This window comes from Marinobacter arenosus (assembly GCF_019264345.1).
GTDB classification, from domain to species: Bacteria; Pseudomonadota; Gammaproteobacteria; order Pseudomonadales; family Oleiphilaceae; genus Marinobacter; species Marinobacter arenosus.
Window position 1 is genome coordinate 270,287 of the sequence record NZ_JAHVAO010000003.1, and the last position, 26,771, is coordinate 297,057.

A 26,771-nucleotide genomic window follows, 5' to 3' on the forward strand; every position below is an offset into this window, starting at 1 on the left:
CGTAGCCCAGGGTGGTCGGACCGCTAATCGAACCGTGCCCCGGCAAGGATCGATAGTCACTGTTGTAGTTGCCACCCCGGCCGCCGTGGCTGCCCCCTGCATAACGTGGCTGACCTTCGGCCAGGCCATAGCCCGCACCCGACGCGCTCAACACCCCGCCTTCGGCCACCACCAATTCGTTGACATCCAATGCCAAACGGCCACCTTGCTCGGTAGTAGCATCGTAGGGCGACACATTGATCTGACCATTCGCGCCAATTTCTACTCGGTCGTATTGGTGCGTACCTGAGGGCAAAGTCAGCGTATAGTCGTTTACGATCAAAGCCGCAGGATCGCCCGGGCGCACCCAGGTACCACTGTAATCAAAGCGACTGTTAGTGAATGTGTAACTGTCACTGATCGTCAGGTCATAACCTGCCTGCTTCCAGGTACTGGCGTTCTCAAGCGTCAACGTACTCAACGTCATGGCTTTCGACTGACTGACAGTACTACTGTCCATCGACAGGTTTGTGACGGCATTAGCACCTAACGTGGCGGTGCTGTTGGTCAGCTTTAGCGTCGTGATCACACCGGTGTTCAGGATCATCGTACTGTTATTGGCTACCAGCTCAGGCACTTCCGGCACTGTCAATTCAACGGTCGAATTATCCACGACCAACGGGGGCACCGCGGCCACGTCCAGCTTCACCCGCGCGTTGCGGATCTGTAGTTCGTCCAGATCCAGCGGTAGCGAAGCGATCTCCGTAACGTTGCCATCGCGGCGACCCTCGTTGTCGATCACCAAGGTCCGGGTACCTGCCGAACGGTCTTCCAGCAAGACGGTGCCCGAACCACCGGTATTTGTGGAGTTGTAGCGACCGGACCCAGGCGCCCGAACCGAGTCCTCCAGAGCTCCGTCCACACTGTCGTATGCCACGTGGACGCGGCCACCACCACCGCCACCGTAATGCTCACTGTATCCACCAGCCGCGTCGATTCGACCCGATGCGCCGATCGTCAGCGTGCCCACGTCCAACCAGATGGAGCCACCGGCACCGCTGCCATGATATTGGCTCTTGCCCGCGCTGGTGATCGTGCCGGACAGGTCGACTGAAGCCGCCTGAATCTTCAACGCACCACCGCCGCGGACAACATTGCTATAACGACCGCCGTAGCCCAGGGTGGTCGGACCGCTAATCGAACCGTGCCCCGGCAAGGATCGATAGTCACTGTTGTAGTTGCCACCCCGGCCGCCGTGGCTGCCCCCTGCATAACGTGGCTGACCTTCGGCCAAGCCATAGCCACGACCCGATACGGTGATTTCTGCCCCTTCTTCAATGGTCAAATTCGTCGCAATGCTAAGTTCAATTCTAGCCAGCTCGCCAACAACACCTTCTGCCAGCTCAATGCGCGCATTGTTCTGTAGTCGGAGACTTTCAAAACGGTGCAGCCCTTGCAGATAAAGCGTTGTGCCATCGACTACGATGTCCTGGTCTATATAGCCAGCATCTCCCTCAGTGATCGTTGTCGGTTCGGTAATAACCTGAGCAGCCGATGCAGTTGCCGGAATGGCAAGCAAAACCAATGTGATCAGAACCCAGATTTTTTGATTTACAACGTTCACTCAATTCATCCCTTTACAAGGTCGTATGTAAAACCCTGCCGATCATCCATGAGATCGACTGCTAAGCAGGCATGCAGCCTGCTCCTGTTGGTTCAATTCATCTCCACCACGACCCTCGGGTCGTAGGAAAAAAAGCGCTGGGAGTTCGTGATGTCACTACTGCCCGTTTTGAGAATGCGAAATGCCACGTACTGGCGTTCGTCTTTGTTAAAGACATCGCCGTGGGGGTCAGAGAGATGCCACCGAGCAGAATTGCCCTCATCAGTGAAGATGGTCCAGTTGTGGTAATCGGCGGCGCTTAAAATGCTGCCCTTGCCATTCACCCGGAATCCGGCAATGCCAAGAGCCGGGAGGCCGCTTGCGCGAAAAAGGCCAAGTGCAGCGTGCATGAACTCGGTACAGTCTCCTTTTCGCTCGCTCAATGCGTAGCTCGCCCCGCGATCGCGGGACACATAGCCCACGTCTCGAAGGTTCTGATGGACCCATTGATGGACGGCCAGGGCACGCTCCAGGCTTTCTTGCCGGGTGCCTGAATCCTCCAACTCACCCAGTATCCGTTCCACGTAATCTGCACCCTGCGCTACCAACGGCTCCGATGCCTCCGATTCGGGCGCCACAAACAGAACACCTGGCCGGCCCAACATACTTAATCTCGCGGTAACGGTGACGACGCGCTGACCGAATGGCGGCAACTCAGGGATTTCAAAATTCAACGTCTGGTTACCCAGTTCGTCCAAACGTTTGGTGAATGGCCGCGAGGCTTCGATGCTCTCAAGTGTCTGAAAGGCGGTTTTCGGCACAGGGGCGAAGGTTGAGAAAGAAACATTCTGGAGGGTTTGGTTCGTCGTGTTTTGCAGAGTAAACCCATACCTCACCAGAACATCACTTGCCTTCGGCGTTGCTGGCGCCAACCCTGGACGATCATTCCAGGCTATCAATGCCCAACCCCCTGCCACACATCCCAGCAAGATAACCACTGCAACACTGAGGCCCCTTTTACTACCGAGGCGACCGGTTTGAGATCGACTCAAAACTACCCCCTGCACCGGTAACGTTCGGGCACTTTCAGCCGTGAACGCGCAAGGGTCTGGGACTTCTGGTAAGCGCGGGCAATTTGATGGGCCGATTGATTGAGAAGGAATACGGATCGGTGCTGACTGGCGACATCGATGGGAGGCGGGTCAAACCCGATAAGTACGACGGGTACAGTGAAACCCTGCTGGTTACTCGAAAGCAGCGATACCAATGCGCGTTCGAGAGACTCCTCCTGGCCGACGCCCTGAACAGCGACGTTCGGAGGCAAAATTTGCTCCAGGCGTTCTTTCTGTGACTGGGGGGCCACGACCGAAACTCTGCTATGGGCAGCTTCGGAAAAAAAGGCATCGGGGCTGATGGAGAAAACCTGATCGCGGTCACCGGGCAAGCCGATCAGCGATTTCCCGGAAGCATACCAACTCGACAAGCCCCCTTTAAGAATACGGAAACTCTGGAATCCAGCATCTCGAGCTGCTGAGCATAGCCTCGCCGATGTCGAGCGGGAAAACCCCTCATCCACCACAATCAGAGGACGATCTTTGAGCGCGGAATTGTTCAGAAGCTTGGAAGGAGGGAGATTAACACTGCCGGGAATACGGACGCGGCTATATTCCACCGCTTGCCTGATATCGACCACGAGAGCGGCTTCCGTATCGGCCCCATCAACATCGACAAAGCAACCGAAATCCTCTCCCGCCCAAACAGATTTCCCATCAACGTTCACCATCTGCATGTAGTCGGCCTCAGCCAAACATTGTGCAGACTCACCCTGAGCACTCAGCAAGGAAGAAAATAACACCAGGGGAAAGGCGAAAATCGGCAAAACTCGGGGATGGCTTTCACGTCCATATGAGTACATCAAGTAACTTCCGTCTCTGGAATACTGCCCTCGTGGAGGACCTCAGAACGCCGAAGTCTAGATTAGGAGAAGATTAAATAAAAGTAACCAGAACTCATGTCACCGAGAAAAGTCGACAGAGTCACATATATTTTGCAACTTTTCACAAACTGAAGGAGCCATACCTAAACATTAAAAATCAGGATCTTACTGCACATTGTAAGGAGAGGCTTTGTTAAACCACCTGATCCTTGCCGAACTGGCGGACACGGATTTCAGAACCGACGCCCTCTCCTTCCGGCGCACAGGCATGATGGCTGAGCCCGCCTGCCTGCCCCAGGTGATGAATCATGTGAGCGGGAAAATCCAGAAGTTCAAGATGCGGGAGATTTCGATTGAGGAGATGGCGCTGAAGAAATAAGCGATGGCCCAACCCTCGTGGAATCCATCAAACCCCGGCACTTTGTCGGGGTTTGTTGTATTCATACTCGACGCATAGCGCGGCTTTTCACGATTCTGATTTGACGACTATTTTATTAGTAAGCGGAACTTAAAAGTGCAATCAGGAAGCGTTCAAAATTGTAGTGCCAACGTGGCGTCTGACTAATCGCGGCAAAGAGTAGCCTGGTCCGTGTTACATGGGCTCTGCTGACAGGACAGGAGGTCTTGTGAAAGCGCTTCTACGGACATGCCAAACAGGCTTGTTGATGATCGGCCTGGGTCTGATCGGGGCGATGACTGCCAGCGGGGAAACGCTGTCTCTTTCTGGCTCGTATTCACCGTCAGAAGTTGTGGGAGGGCGCCTATCCTATCGCCCCGACCCGTTGCCAGTGGTTTTTCCAGCGTGGCTCGGAACGCCTACCCTGTTTCTGGAATTTTCTCTAAACACCTGGGTCGAATACCGGCGGGATGACGAGGCGATCACTTCCCTTGCACTGTCGCCTGTTATGCAGTGGCCGCTCTTTGGCGATCATGACTCCCTCTTTCTGGAAGCCGGAATTGGTCTGGCGCTGATTGATTTTATCCAAATAGCCGGGCATGACCTGTCTTCCCATTTCCAGTTTGAAGACCGGATTGGTTTGAGCTGGGCGTACCGCCGCAATCAGAAGGCGAGCCTGAGCCTGAATATTTTCCATTACTCCAACGCTGGTCTTAAGCAACCGAACCAGGGTCTGAACCTGTTGGTTCTGGGCTGGAGTTATCGGTTATGAGGGAGTATTGGCATTTATTGACCGGGGCGAAGCTGCGCCCGGACACCGATCCGGTCGGTGCCCCGGCACTCCAAAGCGATGGCTCACCTTGCTCATCAGGACAGAATCACCAGGTGATCGGGCAATTCATTGCGCTCGTGGGTGGCGGGCACATGCTCTTTCAACAATTTGCCACAGGCGGCAATGCAGTCAAGAAACCCCTGCCGGGTCTGGCCCTGATGCACCTTTGCGGTGAAGTCCGCGACGATGCTTTCCCATACCGAGTTGTCCAGCACATCGGCAATGCCCTGATCCACCAGAATCTCCACGTAGCGTTCCGCTTCCGAGACGAAGATCAGCATGCCAGTGGAGCCTTCGGTATGGTGCAGGTTCTGCTCCAGGAACTGCCGCCGCGCGAGGTTGGACGCCCGCCAGTAACGCACCTGCCGGGGAATCAGGCGGGTGTTGATGCCGGGCACCCGGAACAGCAGGCTGAGCAGGATGAACGTACCCCACTGCGCCAGCATCAGCATGTCGGCACCGAACCAGTTACCGAAGTAATTGGCAATTCCCGGCACCAGCAACGCCAGGATGCCGGCCCAGAGCAGTGGAATATAGCTGTAGTTATCGGACTGGGCCGTCAGTACGGTGACCAGTTCGGCGTCGGTTTCCCGTTCCACGTCGTTGATGGCGGCGGTAACGGCTTCCTGATCGCTTTTGCTTAATAGGGTCATGATTCTGTGATTCTCATTGTCAGGTGAAGGGATTCAGCGCGCTCGGTTATCGGTGCAGAGCTACCAGCCACCGGAGGCACCGCCGCCGCCGAAGCCGCCTCCACCGCCGCCAAAGCCACCACCGCCGAAGCCGCCGCCCCGGCCGCCCATGGCACCACCCAGCAGAGCCGCGCCTAACAGGGCGGCGCCACCGCGACCACCACGGCCACCGCGACTGCCGATCACGAACACCACGGCCAGCATGATGAAAAAGACCAGCGCCACCATGCTGGGTTTAGGCTTCTCCTGAACGGCACCGGTCTGCTGGCCCTGGGCAACGGCCATGGGCTCGCCACCGAGCACCTGGATCATGGCGGCGGCGCCGTTAACGATACCGGCCTGAAAATCCCCCTGACGGAACGCCGGGGTAATAATGCGATTGATGATCACGGAGGAGTCAGCATCGGTAAGCCGGCCTTCAAGGCCGTAGCCCACCTCAATGCGGATTTTCCGTTCTTCCTTCGCCACGATCAGCAGGGCGCCATTATCCTCGCCTTCCTGACCGATACCCCAGTGCCGGCCCAGCTGGTAGCCAAAATCCTCAATCGGGAAACCCTGAAGGTCCGGCAAGGTCACCACCACCACCTGTTCGGTGCTGGCCTGCTCGTGGGCCTGCAGCATCTGGCTCAGGCGCGTTTCCACCTCAGGAGACAGCATCTCCGCACGGTCCACCACCCGGCCCGTCAGCTCGGGAAATTCGGGGGTGGATTGGGCCCAGGCGGTGGCCGGCAGTAAAACCAGTAACACCAACAGTATGCTTTTGTGGAGCTGAGCAACCATCAGAATTCCACCGCGGGCGCTTCATCCGCATTTTCCGTGGTGGCCTCAAAGTTGGCGCGGGGCTCAAGATCGCTGTAAAGAAGGCTGTGCCAGATCTTGCCCGGGAAGGTGCGGAGTTCGGTGTTGTAGCGCTCCACGGCCTGAATGAAATCCCGGCGCGCGACGGCAATACGGTTTTCCGTGCCTTCAAGCTGAGACTGCAAGGCCAGGAAGTTCTGATTGGACTTCAGATCCGGATACCGTTCCGACACCGCCATCAGACGGCTCAGGGCGCTGCTAAGCTCACCCTGGGCCTGCTGGAACTGCTGTAGCTTCTTGGGGTTGTCGAGAATGCTTTCGTCCACCTGAATGGAGGTGGCCTTGGAGCGCGCCTCAATCACCGCGGTCAGGGTTTCCTGCTCCTGGGCCGCGAAGCCCTTGACGGTTTCCACCAGGTTGGGAATCAGATCGGCCCGGCGCTGGTACTGGTTTTCCACCTGGGACCAGGCAGCGGTGACTTTCTCATCGTAGGTGGGAATGTTGTTAATCCCACAGCCACTCAGTAACAGAACCAGTGCCATCAGCGGTGCGAGCTTCCAGACAGTCCACTGTTGAAAGGGTTTATAAACGATTCCCATAGTGCTTTTCCCGGTGGTGAATGCATGAAAAAGGGTGGATGCCTGACCCGCAGGCCGAGACATCGAACTACACTCTAAGTGGGGACAGGGCCAGTGTTTTCAAGGTGGCCAGGGTATTCGCGCCCCACATCCTTCTGTGGAACAGGGCCGTTCCTGAGCGCTACAAATCCGAAGGCCCGGTGCCGGGCCACACCCGCGCAGCCTGTTGGTACCGCCGGAGTTTTAAGAACGAGTGATATACGAACTCGTTCGCATAAATGGCTGTTAGGCAGTGGATCGGATGCTAGTTTTAATAGTGATCTTTTTGGCTTTTTCGATGATCTCAGATGCGAAAATGTGGTCATCAGTGGAGCCGCTAGATGAGCCTGACAAGTCGCTCAAGTTTATTCCGGCCTTTGGCCTCCACCGGACGGCCTTGTCAGGCCGCCGCTTAGCGTGGCGTTAGACGGCGAGGAGGAATAATCGTATGAACTGGAAATTTTCTTACGCTATCGGCTTTCATCCTTGGGAGGAAACCGACCAAGAGTTCTTTCAATCCCTAGCGTCGCTCCTCGAACGAGATGAGCAGGACCGTGGACCGCCCTACGGGCGTGCCTTGGATATAGGTACGGGTAGTGCCATTTGGGGCATCGAGCTGGCCAAGCGGGGCTGGGAAGTGACCGGCGTAGACTTCGTGGACAAGGCCCTGGAACGGGGACGTGAGCGGGTCAAAGCCGCTGGTGTGGAAATGAAGCTGGTGCAGGCGGACGTTACCCGTCTATCAGAAAGGGACGTAGGTTCCGGCTTCCGGCTTATCCTGGATACTGGCACCTTCCATGACTTCGATGTTGAACAGCAGCAAGGGATGGCCCGCAGCGTGGACGCCCTTGCCACCGAGGACGCCACAGTTATATTGCTGTGTTGGCCTCGGCGCATCCGCCCGTTGATCAGGGGCGTGAGCCGCCAAGAAATCGAGTCCGCCTTTGCGGGTTGGCAGATCACGGACGTGGAGCCGTCCTTCTTTAAACTTCCGTTACCCTTGGAATGGGTGCTGCGCCCAGATGAGCATTGGTATCGCCTGCGCCGTGGAAGAGTTTGACACGCTATCTAACAACCGTCCGCCGCATCCGGGGAATTATGTGTTACTACCAAGGAGTAAGTTCTTTTGCCTGAATTGAAAACCGTTGGCCTTTTCCTCGTTACCGCGTTGGCGGAAATTGTCGGCTGTTATTTGCCTTACCTTTGGCTTCGCGAGGGCAAAACGATCTGGCTTCTGGTGCCAGGTGCGCTGAGTCTCGCGGCGTTTGCGTGGTTGCTGTCACTGCATCCTACCGCTGCCGGCAGGGTCTATGCTGCGTATGGTGGCGTGTATATCTTCATGGCAATACTCTGGCTATGGGCCGTCGACGGTATTCGTCCAACCGCCTGGGACTTGATTGGTTCGGCCGTCGCCTTGGTGGGCATGGCCATCATCATGTTTGCACCACGCACCTCATAACCCGGTTTTTTCTCCGCATGGCTATAAAAATGCTCTACCCGCCTCAGAATCTGGTGATATATTAATCAAATCCAGCCAAATCCCATTCTGGTGGTAGTGAGACCAAGCGTGCCGACAGGATGCGTGTTTCCTGCTGTCAGCCCCGCCTGCCACTTGTGATCTCCTTTGCGTTAGCCCGATGGGCGATGGTTCCCGAACCATGCCGGCCGTCGATGTGTGCGAACGGCAACCGTGATTGAGGAGAGATGCCATGAAACCTGCCCTTATTCCGTTCCGCCCTGCCCGTTCCATCGGCTTGTCGGCACTGCTGGTTCTTTCGGGCTCAGCGATCGCCGCCGAACCCCGGTTTTTTACGGGGGAACCCGTGATGGTCGGAAACGGCTCCGCGCGCGTGGTTTTGGCGCTAAACGCCGAGAACGAGCCGGAATCCGTCTCGGTGCTAATGACCAGGGACGCCCTGGAAGGGCTGCCGGAAGCCAGCGCCGAGCAACAAGTTTGGGAGTTCGCATTACCCATGCCGGCCAGCGCCCCGATGACGGGCTACGACCATGTTGTTCTCGACTGGAGTCCGGCCGGGCACCCTCCCGAAGGCGTTTACGACCTGCCCCATTTTGATGTGCATTTTTACCTGATCGGGACGGACGAGCAGGAGGCGATCACGTTCCACGGCGAGGGCCGTGAACTGGCGATGGCGGCACCGGATCCTCAACTCGTGCCCGAGGGCTATGTGATCCCGCCTGATGCCGCTATTGAGAGAATGGGGATGCACGGCCTGGATCAGGCCGGTGCCGAATTCCAGGGGGAGGTGTTCAGCCACAACTTCATTTACGGTTACTACAAAGGTGAGTTGATGTTTGTGGAACCGATGGTGTCCCTGGCTTACCTCCAGTCACTGCCGGAGATGTCGTCACCGGTTAAAAAGCCACAACGGTACAGTTATCCGGGCTGGTATCCGGGGGCTTACGAGATAGGCTTTGATGCCAGTAAAGACGAGTACCGGATCGCGATCCGGGATCTACAGAGGTATGAGTGAAACAAAGCGCATTAACGACGGTTGAGAGCAAAAACCCCGGTCCAGGCCGGGGTTTTTGTTTTGAGTCGGACGCCAATCAGGCCTTCCGACGCAACCGTCGCCATATGGCCAACGGGGCCAGCAATCCCAGGACAACCCCGAAGGAGCCACCGCCACCGCTGCCACCACCGGAAGAACTTTCCGCTACCGAGAGCCCAAACGTCGTGCTCGCAGAAGCTCCATAGGTGTCCGACGCGGTGATAGTGATCGTGTACTCTCCTGCCAACTGCACGGTACCGGAAATCACACCGCTCGTCGCGTCAACTACGGCTCCGTTCGGCTCACCGTCGATGGCGTAACTCAGCTGATCCCCATCCGGGTCAGTGAAGGCGTCGCTCGCATCCACAGAGAAAGGCACACCCGCGGCTACTTCAACAGCGCCGATAGCGGAGGCGACCGGCGAAAGATTACCCGATTCCACAGCACCGATATCGATTACGCCATTGAGAATACGTGCACTGCCTCGCTGATCCGTTTCTGGCTCACCGATGATATTAGGGTCACCCGCCTCTAGCAGCGGGGAATCGGCCATGGGGAAACGGGTCTTTGTCAGACCACCGTTGTCAGCCAACTCTCCCAGCCCCGGGTCCGCTTCATCCAGGATGTTGGTGGTATCAGCAACCGGAGGGGTGCAGCTGGTGTCGTAATTGGTCGTGTTATCCCAAAAGCTGTACTCCAGAACCGCCTGAACTGCCGTTGAAGATTCCCCGACACATATATTGCCAGTGCCACCTTGGGTATTACCGGCAATGACCGTGTGACTTATTTCAATACTGGCCGCACCGTCCGCGTTCAAAGCACCCGCGCTATAACCGGCTGTTCCCACCGACTGATTGTCTGTAATGGTGCTATGGTTGATGGCAATATCGGGAGAGGAGGTGGACCCAATGACAAAAATGCCGCCGCCAGTGGTCTGAGCCGCATTCCCATGAACTGTAGAGCTTTCAACGACCAAGCCGGGTTGCGGTATACTCGCGTACACCCCGCCGCCGGAGGCACCAGCGCTGTTGTTAGCAAACGTGGTCTTAGTCAGAGACACGGGCGAGCCGAGGCTGCCATTGCTGACGTAGACTGCGCCTCCGTTCACGTCAGCCTGGTTCTGCTCGAACACGCTGTCTTGAATATCCAAATCAACAGAGGAGCTTTGAGAAATGGCTCCGCCTGAGCCGGCGGCCTGGTTACCCCGAAATTCACTTCGCAAGACAGCCAAGGTTCCGGAACTCTCACCCACCTGACTGATCGCTCCGCCTGCGCCCCCCAGTGACTGATTGTCCTCAAAGACAGAATCTTCGATGGTCAAGGTTAGCGTGTTTCCGGCGATCGCCCCACCAGCGGAGTCAGCCGTGTTGTTACGGAACGTGCTGCCGGTAATCGTTACTGCACCCGAAGTGGCGAAGAGAGCGCCACCTGAGCCGGAGGCACCAGAGGCGTAGTTATCCTCGAAAACGCTATCCACAACGCTTACCGTTCCGGTTCCAGAAACGACTGCCCCCGAGGCACTTGCCTTGAAACCTACGAACGCCGTGTCCTCAAGGCTCAGTGAAGCGTCGCTATTCATTAGTTGGATTAACGACGTTTCGCGAACAGTGTCAGAGCCGGGCAGGAAATTCAGGTCCCGAATGGTCAGCGAAGTCCCTGTACTCAAATTCGCTACTACTGTTGGACTAACAGATATCGTCGCGGTGCCGCTGGAGGGGCCCGCTAAGGATGAAACAGTTGATGAGGTCAGGTTATTGGAAGCCCAGTCAAGAGTCTGCCCCGCCAGCGAATCGTCGATACGAATCAATCCACAGAGATCGGTATGTACCAACGCTTCAGCGAATGTGGTCGTTTCATCCGTATCACTCAACGCGTTAGCCGCCGTCACCACCACATCCGCGCACCCAAACGCCATCTGCGCATTCGCCAATGCAATCATTGCGACCAGCGGCTTCAGTACCTGCTTGGCCTTGCTGAGGTCAGTCATTGCTTGTCCCTACGGCTATTGGTTTATCGTCCTGATTCCCGACCGGCCTCTTCGGTAGATGGCCTGTTCCACTGGCAATCGTCAGAAAGGTAGGCTTAGAATCCTTTATTCGCTGGGCAAATATTACCCCGCTTCTTTATTCCTATCTTGTAAATTAATGTGAAATAGTCATGAAAGCTGAGAACCGTCACCATTTCGGCGTCCCCATTCTTGAAGTCCAGCTTCCCGAAGTTCGGGCCCGGCACGAAGAAATTCGAAACTACCTGGAACGATTGAGAAAAGAAGATACCGGTGGCATTCAGCGGTCAAACCAGCGCGGATGGCATTCCGGCGACTCGCTGCATCAATCGAAAGAGCCGGTTATGCAATGGCTGACGGAGCAGATCTTTCAGGTGGGCAGCCGGCTGGCACTGCACGCCGAGCGCAAGCCGCCAGAAACGGAGATCTTCCTGTCGTCACTCTGGGCGAACATCAACGATTTCGGTGCCTGGAACGCGCCCCACGCGCACCTGCCCTGCGAGTGGAGCGGCTGCCTGTACATCGATGTCGATGAGAACCCGACCGAAGAGAATGCGGGCATATGCCCGGGCGATATCATGTTCTTTGACCCGATCCCGGTGGGTGCGCCCTATCGGCCGGCACCCACGGTAAGCTATACCCCGAAGATCGGCACCATGTATGTGTTTCCGGGTTACCTGCTGCACATGGTCGCGCCCCACTACAACGAACGCCCCCGCGTCAGCCTGGCGTTCAACTTTCGGTTTGGAGAGAACCTGACCCAAATTGCCCGCTGACCCGGCGCCAAAGAACAGCCACCAGTGCCCCCATAACGAAGCCAAGATGGTGGGCCTGGTGGACCACCCGGAAGTCATGCATCGGATCGCTGCCCACAACGGGCCACCCCGCCGCATCGCCCTCCAGTTTGATCACCACGAGCGCCAGCCCGGCCAGAGCGAGCCATCGGTGAGTGCTGACCATAAACACCGAGCCCGCCGCAAACAGGCCGTACAAAACGCCGGAAAAGCCTTTGTACCAGAGGATATCGGGGTAAAGGAGAAACAGCCCGCCGGTCACGGCCAGGCCACAGGCCAGCGTCACCACCAGCCACTTGAGTTGAGATAGGGCACTGCCGAACCACCAAGCCATCAGCCACAGCCCGGCCAGATTAAATAGCAGGTGGGAGCCGTCAATGTGAGTCAGGTTGGCAGTCAACAGCCGCCACAATTGCCCCTGCCCGAGAAGCGCTCGGTGGTATTGAAGCCACTGATCAACAGGCAACAGCCAGACCAGCACCATCAAGGCACTGATTGCGATGGGAACGAGAGGCCGGTTTCGAAACATGGACAGCAAGAACAGCACCCGTAAAGTCATTCAGGTGCCATCATATATCGATCACCCGCCGCCGGTCAGGCTTACCGTGAATGCAATTTACGAAGTGTGTACCAGCGCCGCATCAAAACCGTTTTGAGCAAGCCGCTGAGCCTGATCGTCCGTCATGCCCAAATCCTTCCGCAATGCCTCGAAGTTCTCCGTCATGTAGCCCCCGAAGTAGGCAGGGTCGTCGGAATTGACGGTTACCTTCAGGCCACCCTCCAACAGGTCCAGGATCGGGTGCTGCTTGAGACTGTCGTATACCTTCAGGCGTATGTTGGACAACGGACAAACCGTGAGCGGGATCTGGTCCTTGCGCAGGCGTTCGATCAGGGCCGGGTCTTCGGTGGCGCGAACGCCGTGGTCGACCCGCACGACACCGAGTTCGTCCAGCGCCTGCCAGATGTACTCGGGCGGGCCTTCCTCACCGGCGTGGGCCACGGGAAGCAGGCCCAGTCCTCGGGCCCGGGCGAAGACGTGTTTGAACTTGGAAGGCGGATGACCCATTTCACTGCTGTCGAGCCCCACCCCGATAAAGTGATCCCGAAATGGCAGCGCCGCATCCAGGGTTCGCTCGGCCTCATCCTCGCTGAGGTGCCGTAGAAAGCACAGGATCAGTCCGTAACTCAGCCCCCACTCCGCGTTCGCCTCTTTGAGGGCCCGGGTGATTCCGTTGACCACCGTCGCCAACTCAACGCCCCTATCCGTGTGGGTCTGGGGATCGAAGAATGGCTCAACATGGGTCACGTTCTGTGCGCGGCACGTCTCAAGGTAGGCACGGGTCAGGTCGTAGAAGTCCTCTTCCCGCAGTAGCACCTGCGCGCCACGGTAATACAGGTCCAGGAAGTCCTGCAGGTTGCCAAAATCATAAGCCTTACGCAGAGACTCAACGCTGTCGTATGGCAACGCAATGCCATTGCGTTGGGCCAGCTGGAACATCAGCTCCGGTTCCAGGCTGCCTTCGAGATGCATATGCAGTTCGGCTTTTTCCAGGGCGTTCAGATCCAGGGGCATATGAAACCTCGTCGTGAAAAGGTTGGCCGTGGGAACACAGACACCAGGCGCCCATTGAGACCTCCGTCACAAAACGCCGAAGCACATAGGAAGGTGGTTCGCAATATCCGAGGGTTTGCCTATATCTACTAGCAAGAAGCTTCAAGCGGTCCAAGCGCCAATCACTTCGCGGCCGGTTCCCGTAACCGGGTTACCTGCTTTACGGCTATTCTAGCGCAAGATTTTTGACGTCGTGAAGGAATAACCTGGGTCGCACACCCCCCCTTACGCTCTATGTATGGGTATGTATGGGAAAGCAGACAAAGGAAGTCATGATGTCGAAGTTACCCCACCCGCTTTTCTGGACGGGTATTTTTTCAGACCTGATCAATCCCGCGCAGTTAAACCTTCGCCCATTCAAGTCGCGCCATTCCCTGCTGGGAGACCCCGCGCTCGAACTGGAAACACTGACGGAAACGTTGCTCAGACTTCCCCAGAACCAGGTCCGTTATACAACCCGCCGGTTAGACGCTGGCGATAACTTTGAAGACACCTTCAGAAAGAACAACGGGAATAAATCGCTCGAGTCCACGCTGCGAAACATGCTGAGCACAGATGCTCTGATCATGGTGAACTCACCCGAGATTGATCCAATTTTTCAGCCAATCTATGAACAGATCATGGACAGCGTTTCTGAATTGGTGGCCTACCGGGACGCCAAACGAAGAATTCTCATGCCCACGCTGTATCTATTCCTCGCATCTCCGAACAGCGTCACGCCGTTCCACATTGATCGATACTCCACGTTCCTTTTCCAGTTCCGCGGGACGAAAGACGTCTACGTAGGTCATCCATGGGATTCGCGGGTGGTGTCGAACGCAGATTGTGAAGCCTATGTGTCCTACGCCAATACCCAACTACCTTGGTGCGATGAAAGACAACAACAGCTGGAGCATTTTCACTTTCAACCGGGAGAGGCCCTGCACATTCCTTTTGTCTCGGGCCACCTGGTCAAGAACGGTCCGGATGACATTTCCATCTCCCTCTCTGTGATTTTCAACACTGAGCAAACCATGATGTGGCGCCGGGCCCTAAACTTTAACCATCGAGCCCGGCGAGCACTAAAGCCCTTGAGAGTGGCGCCGGCACCTGTCGGACGAAATGCTCTTCGAGATGCCAGCAAAGCCAAGCTCTGGCGTACCTTTCAGTCTGCCCGGGGCATGGAAGGCGCTTAACAGGCTCCCTGCCCCGCTTTGCCCATTCCTATAACGGCGGCCGACTATTCAGAACAACATTTTCTGCCGGATGGCTACGTCCCCTATTGCCCTTGTCGATTTCCGGTAAGGCTGCGCGACTTATCAGTGAAAACACCCAACAATCACTGGAGGACGACGATATGAAATTCATGATGATGCGAAAGGCCGATGCTGACACCGAGAACGGCGTCATGCCCTCCGAGGCGATCCTGCAGGCGATGGCAGACTACAATGAGCGGATGACACAGGCCGGTGTTTTCGTGGGTGGTCAGGGATTGCGACCAACTCGCGAGGGTTGTCGTATCCGCTTCCGGAACGGCGAGCCAACGGTCATACGCGGCCCTTTCGAGCAAACCGAGGAACTGCTGGCCGGCTATAGTGTACTTGAGGTGGATTCCCTGGAAGACGCCATCGCCTGGGCAAAACAGTGGCCGGTGGAAGACGCCGAGGGCAATTCCACCCTGGAGTTACGCCGCTATTTCGAGCTTGAGGATTTTGAGCCCGGCCAGGCCATCGAGAAACATCGCGCCCTGGGCCAACTGCCGAAAGAAATGAACATTCACCTGACCTTTCCCGGAAACTGTCGGGAAGCCATGGAATTCTACGCGGAGGTGACCGCCGGTACCCTGGAGGCGGTAATCACTTACGGTGAAACGCCGGCGGCTGCAGATGTGCCCGCCGACATGCAGGATCGCATCGTCCACGCCTCGCTCAACCTCAAGGGGCGCCGTCTGATGGGCGCGGATATGAATGGCGAGTGTTATCAGCAGCCCCAGGGTGCCCAGGTTCATCTTGAATACGAAGAGACCGAGCAGGCCGAGCGAGTGTTTAACGCGCTGTCCGAGGGTGGCACGGAGATCATGCCGTTTGCCCAAACTTTCTGGGCACACCGGTTTGGAATGATAAGAGACCGCTTCGGCGTCCAGTGGATGATCAGCAGCCAACTTGAACAGTGCCAGTAAACCACCGACCCGGGGAGGAGGCTTTCTGCTGCAATGATCGATGACCAATGGATTGGACGGCTCTATCAGCAGCACTCCCGACGGGTGCTGTCGACGCTGATTCGCCTGCTGGGGGATTTTGCCCTCGGCGAAGACGCCATGCAGGAAGCCTTTGCCAGCGCCGTCCGGCAATGGCCAGTTGATGGCGTACCGGACAACCCGACGGCCTGGCTCATCCGTGCCGGGCATCGCAAGGGCATTGATCAGATTCGCCGCAAGCAGACCGCGCACAAGTATTCCCACTTGGTGGCCCCGCCGGAAGAAACGTTCGAAGAGGCGGACGAGCAGGCCATCGAAGACGATCAGCTCCGCCTGCTGTTCACCTGCTGCCACCCCGCCCTGCCACTGGATGCCCGGGTCGCCCTCACCCTTCGCGAAATGTGCGGGCTGACCACCGAGCAGGTGGCCAGTGGCCTGCTGCAGAAGCCAGCGACCCTGGCGCAGCGCATTGTCCGCGCCAAAAAGAAGATACGCGACGCCGGTATTCCCTACGAGGTACCGGAAGCAAGGGATTTGGCTGAACGGCTGCCCGGCGTCCTGCGGGTGATCTACCTCGTCTTCAACGAAGGCTACTCCCGCAGCGATGGCGATACGGTGGTGGATATCAGCCTGTCGACAGAGGCCATTCGCCTGGCAGAGGTATTGGCCAGGTTAATGCCCGAGGGCGAGGTGTTCGGGCTGCTGGCGCTGATGCTTCTGCACCACTCCCGACGTCATGCCCGCCAGGACGCGTCTGGCGAGCTGATCACCCTGGAGGATCAGGATCGCTGCCAATGGGACGACGCCATGATCCAGGCCGGCCTTAGCTGGCTCGAGGCCGCCCTTTCCCGCACTCCGACCGGGCCTTACACCCTTCAGGCCTCCATTGCCGCAGTTCACGCCCAGGCTTCGGACGCCCGAGAAACGGATTGGGGCCGCATTGTGCGGCTCTACGAGGCACTGTACTGCCAGCAGCCTTCACCGGTGATTGCCCTGAACCGCGCGGTCGCCGTCGCCATGCGGGACGGCCCGACAGAAGGGCTGAGATTGCTGGAGACGCTGCTGAACCAGAGGGAGTTCGTGAATTATTACCTGTTTCATGCCGCCCGGGCCGATCTCCACCGCCGCGCCGGCAACCGGGAGGAAGCCCAACAGTCTTACCGGCGGGCGCTGGCCCTGGTGACCCAGGGGCCGGAACGGCGCTTTCTCGAACGCAGACTGAATTCACTGAACGAATCTGCCTGAATCATTTTCTGGTCTTTTGTCGATTCCTTGCGGGGTTGGCCGACTGACTACTGAAGAAACAAAAAACAACGGAGGAAAACCGATGAAGTATGTCGCCCTGGTCTACTACCAGGAGAGCATCATCAACGCCATGACGGAGCAGGAATGGCATGACCTGAACCAGGAATGCGTCGCAGGTGTCGAGCGTTTGACGGAGCGGGGCAACTTTGTGACTGGCCAACCGCTTCAGTCTGTGGAAACAGCCACCACCGTGAGGGTTCGGGATGATGAGGTGTTGATCACCGACGGACCGTTCGCAGAAACCAAGGAACAGCTGGCCGGGTTCTACCTGCTGGAAGCGCGGGATCTGAACGAGGCCCTGCAACTGGCCAGCCGAATTCCCCCCGCCCGCTTTGGCAGTATCGAAGTTCGCCCGGCGCGGGAACTGCCGCCTAAAGATTAACAGGAGCATTGTCATGAGCTATGTCGATGGATTTGTTGCCGCTGTGCCAACCGCAAACAAGGAAAAGTACATCAAGCACGCGAGTGATGCGGCCGCGGTATTCAAGGAGCACGGTGTACTCAAAATGGTCGAGTGCTGGGGCGATGACGTGCCCGAGGGCAACCTGACGTCATTTCCCATGGCCGTTAAATGCAAGCCGGACGAAACCGTTGTATTCTCCTGGCTGATCTGGCCCTCCCGCGAGGTTCGGAACGAAGCCATGCCCAAAATCATGGAGGACCCCCGCCTTCAGCCTGACGTAAACCCCATGCCGTTTGACGGCAAGCGGCTGATATATGGCGGATTCTCTGTGATCGTTGACGAATAGACCCCAATAACCAGAACGCTGTCGGGGCGCGGCTGTCAACCATGAAGCTGTCCCCGACCGCGGCCCTGCCTGCCCACCCCGTCTCAAACCTGCTGCCTCCGGAACACCGAAAATTGAGTTGACAGACCTTGCCTACCTGATATGTTATCGGTGTTAACAATGTTATCGGCAGTAACTCAATGAGCGCAAAAGCACGGATGACCTATCACCATGGGGACCTGCCCCAGCAAGTTCACCAGCTCGCCCTGGAGACACTTCGTCAACACGGCGACGCGGCCATCAGTTTGCGGGCGCTGGCCAAAGACATCGGGGTCAGCGCCCCGGCGCTGTACCGGCATTTCATTGATCGCGAAAGTCTGCTCGCCGAGCTCGCGGTCACCGGTTTTGAGGCGCTGCGCGAGCGACTGCAGGCGATAGACACATCCAACCCGCGCCAGGCATTGATTGATATTGGCCTGGTGTACGTATCTTTTGCCCAGGACGAACCCAACCTGTATCGGTTGATGTTTGGTGGGCGGGTGTTGCCCCGGGGCATTCATCCGCGCCTGGACGCAGCCGGAAAGGGCGCGTTCCAGGTACTGGAAGACACCATCGCCCGGGCTCAGCAGGTCGGTTACCTGAAGCCTATGCCGCTGGCCCTGATGACGGCTGCGGCCTGGTCGCTGGTGCACGGTCTGTCCCAACTCACGATCGATGGCCATTTACCGGTGGCCGAGGCGGAACCGCAATTGGCTGAGGGGGTCCTCACCCTCCTGCTGGACGGTTCCAGAAACAGCGCCCAACAATAAACACGCAAGGACCCGCACTATGAGCAGCCCCAAACCCAGCACCATCCGAGTCGGTCGCCGTTATCGCGCCAATCGCCTGGATGGCCCCTACGACGCCATTGTCATCGGCTCCGGCATTGGCGGCCTCACCGCCGCAGCCTGCATGAGCAAGCTCGGCAAGAAAGTGGTGGTGTTCGAGCAGCACTACACGGCCGGCGGATTCACCCACAGTTACGATCGCAATGGCTACGAATGGGATGTGGGCGTGCACTACATCGGTGACATGGGCGCGGACCACACCCTGAGCAAGCGGCTGTTCGACCACATCACCGATGGCCAGCTCAAATGGGCGCCGATGGACGATCATTACGACCGGATCTTTCTCGGCGACCGGCACGTCGACCTGGTGGCCGGACCGGACGCCTTCAAGGCGGAACTGAAACAGGCGTTCCCCGGCGAGGAACAGGCCATCGACACCTACCTGGATTACCTGCGCCAGGTTGCCAAGGCCATGCCGGGCCTGGTGGTGGGCAAGGTGTTACCGGACCTGGCCGCCGGCCCCTTGCGAAAACTGGTCGGCAAGACCGCACCGGACTTCCTCAACAAGCCGACCCGGGACGTGCTGGAAAGCCTGACCAGCAACCAGGAACTGATTGCCGTGCTGGCCGGCCAGTGGGGCGACAACGGCCTGCCACCAGCGGAATCCAGCTTTATCATCCACGCCCTGATCGCCCGGCACTACCTGTACGGCGGTTACTACCCCATTGGCGGGGCGTCGGAGATGGCGAAGACCATCATTCCGGTCATCCAGCACGGTGGCGGGGAAGTGTTCACCTACGCGGATGTCACGGAAATCCTGATCGACAAGGGCAAGGCCGTGGGCGTTCGCATGGCGGATGGCGAAGAGGTGCGGGCGCCACTGGTGATCAGCAACGCCGGCGTGTTCAACACCTTCGGCACGCTGCTGCCCGACTCGGCGCCGGAGAAAGCCTACTACCAGCAGAAGCTGCAAACGGTCGAGCGCTCCATGGCCAGCAACTGCCTGTACATCGGCCTGAAGGATACGGCGGAGAACCTGAAACTGCCCAGGACCAACTACTGGATTTACCCCGGCCCAGACTACGAGAAAAACCTCAGCGATTTCATGGCCTCACCCGAGACCGCCGACATTCCGCTGACCTACATCTCCTTCCCCTCGGCCAAGGACCCGAGCTTTGAAGAGCGCTATCCCGGACGCGCGACCATCGAAATCGTCGCTCCCGGACCCTACGCGTGGTACGCGCAGTGGGCCGACAAACCCTGGGGCAAGCGGGGTGAGGATTACGAGGCCGAGAAAGAGGCCTATGCCCAGCGTCTGCTGAAGAAACTGTACGAGAAATTCCCGCACCTGGAAGGCAAGGTGGATTACTACGAGCTGTCGACGCCCCTGTCCACCGACTACTTCTGCCGCTACAGCGCGGGCGAGATCTATGGTCTCAACCACACTCCGGACCGCTTCGAGCAGGACTGGCTGAAGCCGAAGACCCGCATTCCCGGCCTCTATCTGACTGGCCAGGATGTGATGACCTGCGGCGTGGTAGGCGCCATGATCGGCGGCCTGCTGACCACCATTGCGGTCAGTGGCCTGAAAGGGCTGCCACTGGCCAAGAGGATGTTTGTCGGCTAGGCGGCTCGTGACCGCCGGTCCCGCAGCGACTGGATCCATTTGTAGAAAATCGGGACCAGGAGCGTGCCCAGGATGGTCGCCATCACCATGCCGCTCAGCACGGTAATACCGAGGCTGATGCGGCTGGCCGCTCCCGCTCCGCTGGCCAGCACCAGCGGCAGTACGCCCAGCACGAAGGACAACGCCGTCATCAGCACCGCCCGGAATCGCAGGACGGCGGCCTTGTTGGCGGCGTCTTCGGCACTCAGCCCCGACTGCCGGAGCTGCATGGCGAATTCCACGATCAGGATGGCGGTCTTGGTCGACAGCCCCACCAGCAGGACCAGCCCGACCTGGGCGTAGATGTTGTTAGCCAGCCCCACCAGCCAGAGCCCCGCCAAAGCGCCAAAGATGGCCATGGGCACGGCGCCGATGACCGCAAACGGCAGGCTCCAGCTTTCGTACTGGGCCACCAGGAACAGGTACACGAAGACGATGGCCAGCAGGAATATAACGATGGCCAGGTTCCCGGCCTGGATTTCCTGCAGGCTCTGCCCGGCCCAGCTGAACTCGTAGCCCTGTGGCAGGCTCGATGCGAGCGCTTCCATGGTGCTGATGGCGTCGCCACTGGCAAAGCCGGCCGCGGCCTCACCGGATATCGTCACCGAGCGTTTGAGATTGAAATGCTGGATACTGGACGCTCCAAGTACCGGCCGCAACGAGGCCAGGGTGGTCAGGGGCACCATGCTGCCCTCGCTGTTGCGGACATAATAGTAAGACAGATCCTCGGGCCGCTGACGGAACTCCCCTTCCGCCTGCAGCAACACCCGGTAGTTCTTGCCGAAGCGGGTAAAGTCGTTCACGTAGAGCGAACCCAGCTGGGTCTGCAGCGTGGAGAAAATATCGGACAACTGGATGCCCAGCGCCTTGGCCTTGTTGCGGTCCACTTCCAGCAGGTACTGGGGAATATTGGCGCGATAGGTGCTGTACACCCGCGAGAGCGCTTCCTCCTGGTTTGCCTCGAAGATAAGGCCATTCATGACCTGGGCCAGTTCGGAGACGTCCCGTCCGAGGTTGTCCTGCAGCCGGAAATCGAAACCTGATGACGTACCCAGCCCGGGAATCGGGGGCGGATTGAATACCATGATCTGCGCTTCGGAAACGGCCCATAGCCCGGAGTACAATCGTGGCACTATGGCTCGAAGCCCCAGCTCCGGCTCTTCCCGCTCTTCCCAGTCCTTAAGCATGGCAATGCCGAGACCATTGTTGGAACCGCTGCCCCCCAGAAGCGAGAATCCGGAGACCGAGATAAAATCGGTGACGGCGGGATCCTCCAACACCATGTCGGTGACCTTGGCCAACACCGCATCCGTCCGTTCCAGCGATGAGGCATCCGGCAACTGCACATCCACAAACAGGAAGCCCTGATCCTCCGGCGGCACAAACGCCGTTGGAACGGACTTGAACAGGCCCACCATGCCCGCCAGCACCGCAACCAGGGCCACTGCCACCAGGGCACTCTTGCGGAGCAGCCGGCCGACCACCGCCGAATAGCCCCGCGTGCCCACGGTGATGGCCTGCTCGAACGGTTTGAGCCAGCCGATGGACTGGTTACCCTTGCCCAACAGGGAGACACAGAGGGCGGGGCTCAATGTCAGCGCGTTGATGGACGAGATGATCACGGCCACGGAAATGGTCACTGAGAACTGCTGGTACAACGTGCCGGTAATGCCGGGCATGAAGCCGACCGGCACAAACACTGCCAGCAGCACCAACGTGGTCGCAATCACCGGCCCGGTCACTTCTTGCATGGCCTTGGTGACCGCTTCGCGGATCGGCAGTTTTTCTTCCTGAAGAATACGCTCGACGTTCTCGATGACCACGATGGCGTCATCCACCACAATCCCGATCGCCAGCACCAGTCCAAACAGGGTGATGGTGTTGATGGAATACCCGAGCAGGGCCATCACGGCGAAGGTGCCGATCAAGGAAACCGGAATCGCAATGGACGGAATCAGCGTGGCCCGCCAGTTCTGCAGGAACAGGAACACCACCAGGATGACCAGGCCGACCGCCTGGAAAAGCGTGACGATGACCTCGTCGATGGAGCGGGTAATGAACTCGGTGGTGTCGTACAGAATGGCGTGAGAGACGCCGTCCGGGAAGGTGGTGGCCGCCTCGTTCACTACCCGCTTGACCTGCTCGGCGACATCGAGGGCATTGGCGTCCGGCAACTGGTAGATGACCACGAAGGCGGTGTCCTGGTTGTTCAGTTTCGCGGTGGAGGTGTAGGAACGGGACCCCAGCTCTATTCGCCCGACATCCTGCAGCCTCAGGAAACCGCCACCCGGCCTCGCCCGGATAATCATCTGGCCGAATTCCTCGGGGTCCGACAGCCGCTCCTTGCTCTGGATGGTGTAGACGAACTGCTGCCCTTCCGGCACCGGTGCCTGCCCCAGCTTGCCCGCCGCGACGATCTGGTTCTGCTCCTGTATGGCCGCCGCGACCTCGGTCACGGTGACGTCCAGGGACGCCATACGCCGCGGGTCGAGCCAGATGCGCATGCTGTAGTCCTTGGCACCCATAACCTCAGCAGACGCCACGCCCGGGACCCGGCCGAGGGTTTCCACCAGATTGTTCGAGGCGTAGTTGCTGAGGAAGATGCCGTCCAGGTCCGGCCGCTCGGACGTCAGGTTGATCCCCAGCAGCATGTTGCCGGACTGCTTGCTGACCACGACGCCCTGTCGCCGGACCTCATCGGGCAGAAAGGGTTCCGCCAGCGCGACCCGGTTCTGCACGTTTACCTGGGCAATATCCGTGTCGGTGCCGCTCTCGAAGGTCAGCGTGATGGTCACCGTGCCTTCGCTGGAGGCGGTGGACTCGATGTAGATCATGTCCTCCACGCCATTGAGCTGCTGCTCGATGGGGCGGGTCACGGCTTCTTCCACCACCTGGGCGCTCGCCCCCGGTAGCGTCGCCGTCACCTGGACCTGAGGCGGTGCCATGTCCGGGTACATGTTGACGGGTAGGAGCCGTACGGCCAGCAGGCCGGCCATGGTAATCAGAATGGAGATGACAAAGGCGAATTTCGGGCGCTGGATAAAGACGCTGCTGATCATTGTTCAGCCTCTTCCGTCTCCCTGAGCGCGCCGGTTTGCGGATCAATCCATTTCCGGACCGGACTGACGGTGATGCCAGACCGGACTTTTTGCAGGCCCTCAACAATGACCCGGTCGCCGGCTTCCAGGCCACTTTCCAGCACCATCATTGCGCCACGGCGCGGCCCGGTGGTCACGAAGCGCTGTATCACCTCCTGCTGATCGTTGACCAACAGCACGAATTTGCCTTCGATGGTTTCCTGGATCGCCACTTGCGGCACCAGAACCTGCATCTCGCCGGATTGACCTTCGATCAGCAAGGTGACATAGAGCCCGGGCAACAGAATCGAGTTGGGGTTTGGGAACACGGCGCGCATCGGAACGGTACCGGTGCTGCTTTCGGTTCGGACATCGGCAAAATCGAGAACCCCGTTCTGGTCATAGCTCTCCCCATCGGGCAGGGTGAGCGACAGCGACAACTGAGTGGCAATGTCCCGGGTTGAGCCGGTGTTTGCGCGGCGGAACGAGATGTAGTCCCCTTCATTGACTTCAAACTGAACGTAGATGGGATCGGTGACCAGCACTTCGGTGATCGGCCCGCTCGACGGGCTCACCACGGACCCGACATCAAAGTTAAGGCGGCCAACCCAGCCGTCAAAGGGGGCCCGGATCTCCGCGTAGTCGAGGTTGGTTCTGGCCTTGTCTACCGCAGCCTCCGCCGATTGCAGTCGGCTTTCGGCGGCGCTGAACCGATCCTTCAGCTGATCCAGATCCGCATCTGAGAGGAATCCCTTGCCCGCCACTTCCTCGCCACGACGGAGATTCTTGGAGGCGGAGTCAACTTCCGCCCTGGCCGCCGCCAACTCTGCCTCCGCCTGTTTGAGACTGGCACTGGCCGTGGTGTCCTCCAGACGGAACAGCACCTGCCCCTGACTGACCCGGGCACCCTCCTCGAACAGAGCCTCGCGGATTTCGGCTTCAATGCGAGCGGTGATGTCGGCTTTTGCAGAGGCGGCGGTTCTCGCCACGAACTCACGGGAGGGCCTGACCTCCGAGTTCTCAACCACCACCACGGATACCGACGGCGGCGCGGCCTTCGGCGGCTCCGGAGCCTCGGAGCATCCCACGACGAGGCTCAAGGCCAGGGCAACCATCACCGGATGCCGGACGCGTTCCTTTCGTACAACAAAGCTGGACATCGATTCCCTTCCCTCTTTGGCGCCATCACGTGCCGTAATACTTCATGGATTTGCTTTTTAGAGTAGTCCATCGCCCGGGAGACGCGGGGAGATCCCGCCTACAAGACACATGTCGCCATACCCGAAACAGGCTCTCAGTCAGTAACCTGTTGGTACCAACGACCATTTTCATCCCGGCAAATCGTTAGGTCCTGCTGCTTCAACAGGTTTCCCTTCCTGAAGCTTTTAAGCACGACGGTCCGGCACAGTTCGCCTTTTTCGAAGGAATCCGAAATCACTTCAAACCGCATCGTGATCGCGCCATCCGAGGTCACGAATTCCTCGGAATCCCGGATCTCCGCCGTTGCCAGAAAGGTCTGTAACCTGCTCTCGAGACTGGCACGATCCTCGTCCGAAAGCTTGACGTCCGCAGGCAAAAACCACTGGGCGGCATTTCCCAGCAAATTGATTGGTGCTTTGAGGATTCCGGTAATCACGCCGGTAAAGGCGCTTTCACCAGCCTCGGAGGCAATTTCGTTGGCATCCAGAACGATTTTCTCTACGCGATCAAGCGTTGGCGGGATGATCAGCCGGATGTTCTGACTTTCCGCAAGAACGGATGGAACAAGGGCCCGGTAGGCATCAAGCTCAGCAATAACCTGGGGCACCATCGCCCGCACCAGGGCCATTTCGGTGCGCACTTTTTCCGATTCGAGTCGCCATGCGTCGGCTTGCTGCAAAACCGGAGGCAGCGTTTTTCGGATGGCTTCCGATTCATCCAGCACCGACGGGATCAATAATCGAACCGCCTCCGTCTCGGCCAGGGCATCTCGGGCAAGCGCCCTCAACTGCTCTGACTCCTTGAGAAAATCCGGTGCCAACTCAACCGCCGGTTGGATCGACGCGGAAATCTCCGAGACCTTTTCAAGGCTCACGGATAGCTTCTCAACGCTCTGGAGTATGGCGTAACCGAAAAAGAAAATAGAGGCCGCGAGCACCAGTATGCTCAGGGATCGGAAGGTTTCGGAAAATGTCCTCACGGGGCTGCCTCACCTAACCCCGAACCCGGCCTGGGATGGCCTTTGGCCCGGATCTCGTTGCCGAGAATGACAAGAAAAGAGTAGACCAGCTCCTATCGGGCGTCCACGGTGCGAAAACGACCGGAAACTTCGCCTGCCGGATCAGCAAAGGTGGCTATACTCATTGGAATCGGCAGGGAGCGGACAAAAATGAGCTACCAGGTATGGTTGGACTCACTTTCTATCGGGCAGATTTTTATCGTCTTCGTGCTGGGTGGCGCCGTGATTGGAGAGTGCGGCTACCGGGTGGGTCGCTGGTGGCAGTTTCGTACGCCCGGTAACAAAGAGGGCCCCACCCAGATGCTCGTGGGTTCGCTCCTGGGCCTGCTTGCCTTCCTGCTTGCAGTCACCATGGGCATGGCCTCGGACCGTTTTGACACCCGGCGGGGCATGATTGTCACCGAAGCGAACATGATCGGAACCGTCTATCTGCGGGCCGGCTTCCTGCCTGATGCCGAAGCTGCGAAAAGCCGGAGCCTGCTTCGAGAATACGCCCCACTCCGGGTCCTCTCGGACCAGCCGCGGGATGTTCCACAAAGGATTGCGCGGTCACTGGAACTGCATCAGGAACTCTGGACCATTGCCGAAACACTGGCCCATTCAATGCCCGAATCCGTGGTTCTGTCACTCTACATTGATGCCCTGAACGAGATGATAGACATACATGAATCACGGGTGACGGCCGGTATCTACGGGCGACTGCCCGCGACCATCTTCATACTTCTGCTGATCAGTTCGGTACTGACCCTCAGCATGGTCGGTTACAGTGCCGGCCTGACCGGCCGCCGCAGCCCACCCACCGCCATCGTGATGATTGTTGTACTGGGCGCCGTTATTACCCTGCTGGTTGATCTCGATCGCGGTCACGGAGGTTTAATCACCATCAATCAGCAACCACTGATTGATCTGCAGCAGAGCATGGGTGTCGATATCGGGAGCACTCCACGCCAGGGCGACTGACAGGCACCGGAACTCCCATAAAAAAAGCCGCTACGCATA

26 protein-coding genes are annotated in these 26,771 nt (G+C 58.4%); 14 read left to right on the forward strand and 12 right to left on the reverse strand.

Annotated elements, in window-relative coordinates; genetic code table 11:
* From KXD86_RS17110 to KXD86_RS17120, 3 genes are all read right to left on the reverse strand, one after another.
* A partial coding sequence (locus tag KXD86_RS17110) for a hypothetical protein (protein WP_218637368.1) occupies positions 1–1,603 on the reverse strand: 1,603 nt, incomplete at its 3' end.
* 92 nt (positions 1,604–1,695) lie between these two features.
* Positions 1,696–2,541: a transglutaminase-like domain-containing protein gene (locus tag KXD86_RS17115; RefSeq protein ID WP_218637369.1), complete on the reverse strand. Its 846-nt coding sequence runs from the start codon at positions 2,539–2,541 to the stop codon at positions 1,696–1,698.
* 95 nt (positions 2,542–2,636) lie between these two features.
* The gene (locus tag KXD86_RS17120; RefSeq protein ID WP_218637370.1) at positions 2,637–3,497 is read right to left on the reverse strand and encodes a rhodanese-like domain-containing protein; all 861 of its coding nucleotides are present in this window, start codon (positions 3,495–3,497) and stop codon (positions 2,637–2,639) included.
* Between the two features lie 211 nt (positions 3,498–3,708).
* Between KXD86_RS17120 and KXD86_RS17125 the strand changes: the two genes are divergently transcribed.
* Both KXD86_RS17125 and KXD86_RS17130 read left to right on the forward strand, forming a co-directional pair.
* The gene (locus KXD86_RS17125; RefSeq protein ID WP_218637371.1) at positions 3,709–3,897 is read left to right on the forward strand and encodes a hypothetical protein; all 189 of its coding nucleotides are present in this window, start codon (positions 3,709–3,711) and stop codon (positions 3,895–3,897) included.
* Between the two features lie 247 nt (positions 3,898–4,144).
* Complete coding sequence (locus KXD86_RS17130) at positions 4,145–4,687, forward strand: acyloxyacyl hydrolase (RefSeq protein ID WP_218637372.1); 543 nt, start codon at positions 4,145–4,147, stop codon at positions 4,685–4,687.
* Positions 4,688–4,782: 95 nt separating this feature from the next.
* Here KXD86_RS17130 and KXD86_RS17135 read toward each other — a convergent pair whose 3' ends face one another.
* The 3 genes from KXD86_RS17135 to KXD86_RS17145 are packed head-to-tail and all read right to left on the reverse strand — an operon-like array spanning position 4,783 to position 6,779.
* Positions 4,783–5,400, reverse strand: a complete 618-nt coding sequence (locus KXD86_RS17135; RefSeq protein ID WP_218637373.1) for a TPM domain-containing protein — start codon at positions 5,398–5,400, stop codon at positions 4,783–4,785.
* Positions 5,401–5,460: 60 nt separating this feature from the next.
* Positions 5,461–6,219 carry a TPM domain-containing protein gene (locus tag KXD86_RS17140; protein ID WP_218637374.1) on the reverse strand — a complete coding sequence of 253 codons (759 nt, stop codon included), beginning with the start codon at positions 6,217–6,219 and terminating at the stop codon, positions 5,461–5,463.
* Positions 6,219–6,779, reverse strand: coding sequence for a LemA family protein (locus KXD86_RS17145; RefSeq protein ID WP_228739671.1), 561 nt, complete (start codon positions 6,777–6,779; stop codon positions 6,219–6,221). The genes KXD86_RS17140 and KXD86_RS17145 overlap by 1 nt, the downstream gene beginning before the upstream one ends.
* Positions 6,780–7,302: 523 nt before the next feature.
* Here KXD86_RS17145 and KXD86_RS17150 point away from each other — a divergent pair.
* The 3 genes from KXD86_RS17150 to KXD86_RS17160 all read left to right on the forward strand — a co-directional run bounded on the left by KXD86_RS17150 (position 7,303) and on the right by KXD86_RS17160 (position 9,346).
* The gene (locus KXD86_RS17150; RefSeq protein WP_218637376.1) at positions 7,303–7,914 is read left to right on the forward strand and encodes a class I SAM-dependent methyltransferase; all 612 of its coding nucleotides are present in this window, start codon (positions 7,303–7,305) and stop codon (positions 7,912–7,914) included.
* Between the two features lie 66 nt (positions 7,915–7,980).
* The gene (locus tag KXD86_RS17155; RefSeq protein ID WP_218637377.1) at positions 7,981–8,313 is read left to right on the forward strand and encodes a YnfA family protein; all 333 of its coding nucleotides are present in this window, start codon (positions 7,981–7,983) and stop codon (positions 8,311–8,313) included.
* Positions 8,314–8,563: 250 nt separating this feature from the next.
* Positions 8,564–9,346, forward strand: a complete 783-nt coding sequence (locus KXD86_RS17160; protein ID WP_218637378.1) for a DUF5602 domain-containing protein — start codon at positions 8,564–8,566, stop codon at positions 9,344–9,346.
* Between the two features lie 76 nt (positions 9,347–9,422).
* Here KXD86_RS17160 and KXD86_RS17165 read toward each other — a convergent pair whose 3' ends face one another.
* Complete coding sequence (locus tag KXD86_RS17165; protein ID WP_218637379.1) at positions 9,423–11,351, reverse strand: choice-of-anchor Q domain-containing protein; 1,929 nt, start codon at positions 11,349–11,351, stop codon at positions 9,423–9,425.
* 170 nt (positions 11,352–11,521) lie between these two features.
* Here KXD86_RS17165 and KXD86_RS17170 point away from each other — a divergent pair, with 170 nt between their 5' ends.
* The gene (locus KXD86_RS17170; RefSeq protein WP_218637380.1) at positions 11,522–12,145 is read left to right on the forward strand and encodes a TIGR02466 family protein; all 624 of its coding nucleotides are present in this window, start codon (positions 11,522–11,524) and stop codon (positions 12,143–12,145) included.
* Here the strand turns inward: KXD86_RS17170 and rrtA are convergent.
* Together rrtA and KXD86_RS17180 are read right to left on the reverse strand one after the other, a co-directional pair.
* A complete protein-coding gene (rrtA, locus tag KXD86_RS17175) occupies positions 12,102–12,722 on the reverse strand; it encodes a rhombosortase (protein WP_218637381.1) in 621 nt (206 codons plus the stop codon). The genes KXD86_RS17170 and rrtA overlap by 44 nt on opposite strands.
* A gap of 57 nt (positions 12,723–12,779) precedes the next feature.
* Positions 12,780–13,736, reverse strand: a complete 957-nt coding sequence (locus KXD86_RS17180; RefSeq protein WP_218637382.1) for an adenosine deaminase — start codon at positions 13,734–13,736, stop codon at positions 12,780–12,782.
* A 314-nt stretch (positions 13,737–14,050) separates the two neighbouring features.
* On the opposite strand from KXD86_RS17180, the gene KXD86_RS17185 reads away from it, so the two are divergent.
* The 7 genes from KXD86_RS17185 (at position 14,051) to KXD86_RS17215 (ending at position 20,438) form a co-directional block, all read left to right on the forward strand.
* Positions 14,051–14,950: a cupin-like domain-containing protein gene (locus tag KXD86_RS17185; RefSeq protein ID WP_218637383.1), complete on the forward strand. Its 900-nt coding sequence runs from the start codon at positions 14,051–14,053 to the stop codon at positions 14,948–14,950.
* A 161-nt stretch (positions 14,951–15,111) separates the two neighbouring features.
* Complete coding sequence (locus KXD86_RS17190) at positions 15,112–15,933, forward strand: YciI family protein (RefSeq protein WP_218637384.1); 822 nt, start codon at positions 15,112–15,114, stop codon at positions 15,931–15,933.
* A 33-nt stretch (positions 15,934–15,966) separates the two neighbouring features.
* Positions 15,967–17,196: an RNA polymerase sigma factor gene (locus tag KXD86_RS17195; protein WP_218637385.1), complete on the forward strand. Its 1,230-nt coding sequence runs from the start codon at positions 15,967–15,969 to the stop codon at positions 17,194–17,196.
* Between the two features lie 82 nt (positions 17,197–17,278).
* Positions 17,279–17,638, forward strand: coding sequence for a YciI family protein (locus KXD86_RS17200; RefSeq protein WP_218637386.1), 360 nt, complete (start codon positions 17,279–17,281; stop codon positions 17,636–17,638).
* A 13-nt stretch (positions 17,639–17,651) separates the two neighbouring features.
* Positions 17,652–18,005: a DUF1428 domain-containing protein gene (locus KXD86_RS17205; RefSeq protein WP_218637387.1), complete on the forward strand. Its 354-nt coding sequence runs from the start codon at positions 17,652–17,654 to the stop codon at positions 18,003–18,005.
* 179 nt (positions 18,006–18,184) lie between these two features.
* Positions 18,185–18,793, forward strand: coding sequence for a TetR/AcrR family transcriptional regulator (locus tag KXD86_RS17210; RefSeq protein ID WP_218637388.1), 609 nt, complete (start codon positions 18,185–18,187; stop codon positions 18,791–18,793).
* 19 nt (positions 18,794–18,812) lie between these two features.
* Positions 18,813–20,438 carry a phytoene desaturase family protein gene (locus KXD86_RS17215; protein ID WP_218637389.1) on the forward strand — a complete coding sequence of 542 codons (1,626 nt, stop codon included), beginning with the start codon at positions 18,813–18,815 and terminating at the stop codon, positions 20,436–20,438.
* Here KXD86_RS17215 and KXD86_RS17220 read toward each other — a convergent pair.
* From KXD86_RS17220 to KXD86_RS17230, 3 genes are all read right to left on the reverse strand, one after another.
* Positions 20,435–23,536 carry an efflux RND transporter permease subunit gene (locus KXD86_RS17220; protein WP_218637390.1) on the reverse strand — a complete coding sequence of 1,034 codons (3,102 nt, stop codon included), beginning with the start codon at positions 23,534–23,536 and terminating at the stop codon, positions 20,435–20,437. The genes KXD86_RS17215 and KXD86_RS17220 overlap by 4 nt on opposite strands.
* Positions 23,533–24,714 (reverse strand): efflux RND transporter periplasmic adaptor subunit, encoded by a 1,182-nt coding sequence (locus KXD86_RS17225; protein WP_218637391.1) that lies wholly within the window; start codon positions 24,712–24,714, stop codon positions 23,533–23,535. The genes KXD86_RS17220 and KXD86_RS17225 overlap by 4 nt, the downstream gene beginning before the upstream one ends.
* A gap of 134 nt (positions 24,715–24,848) precedes the next feature.
* The gene (locus KXD86_RS17230) at positions 24,849–25,733 is read right to left on the reverse strand and encodes a hypothetical protein (RefSeq protein WP_218637392.1); all 885 of its coding nucleotides are present in this window, start codon (positions 25,731–25,733) and stop codon (positions 24,849–24,851) included.
* A gap of 189 nt (positions 25,734–25,922) precedes the next feature.
* On the opposite strand from KXD86_RS17230, the gene KXD86_RS17235 reads away from it, so the two are divergent.
* Positions 25,923–26,732: a bestrophin-like domain gene (locus KXD86_RS17235; protein WP_218637393.1), complete on the forward strand. Its 810-nt coding sequence runs from the start codon at positions 25,923–25,925 to the stop codon at positions 26,730–26,732.
* The last annotated feature ends 39 nt before the right edge of the window (positions 26,733–26,771 follow it).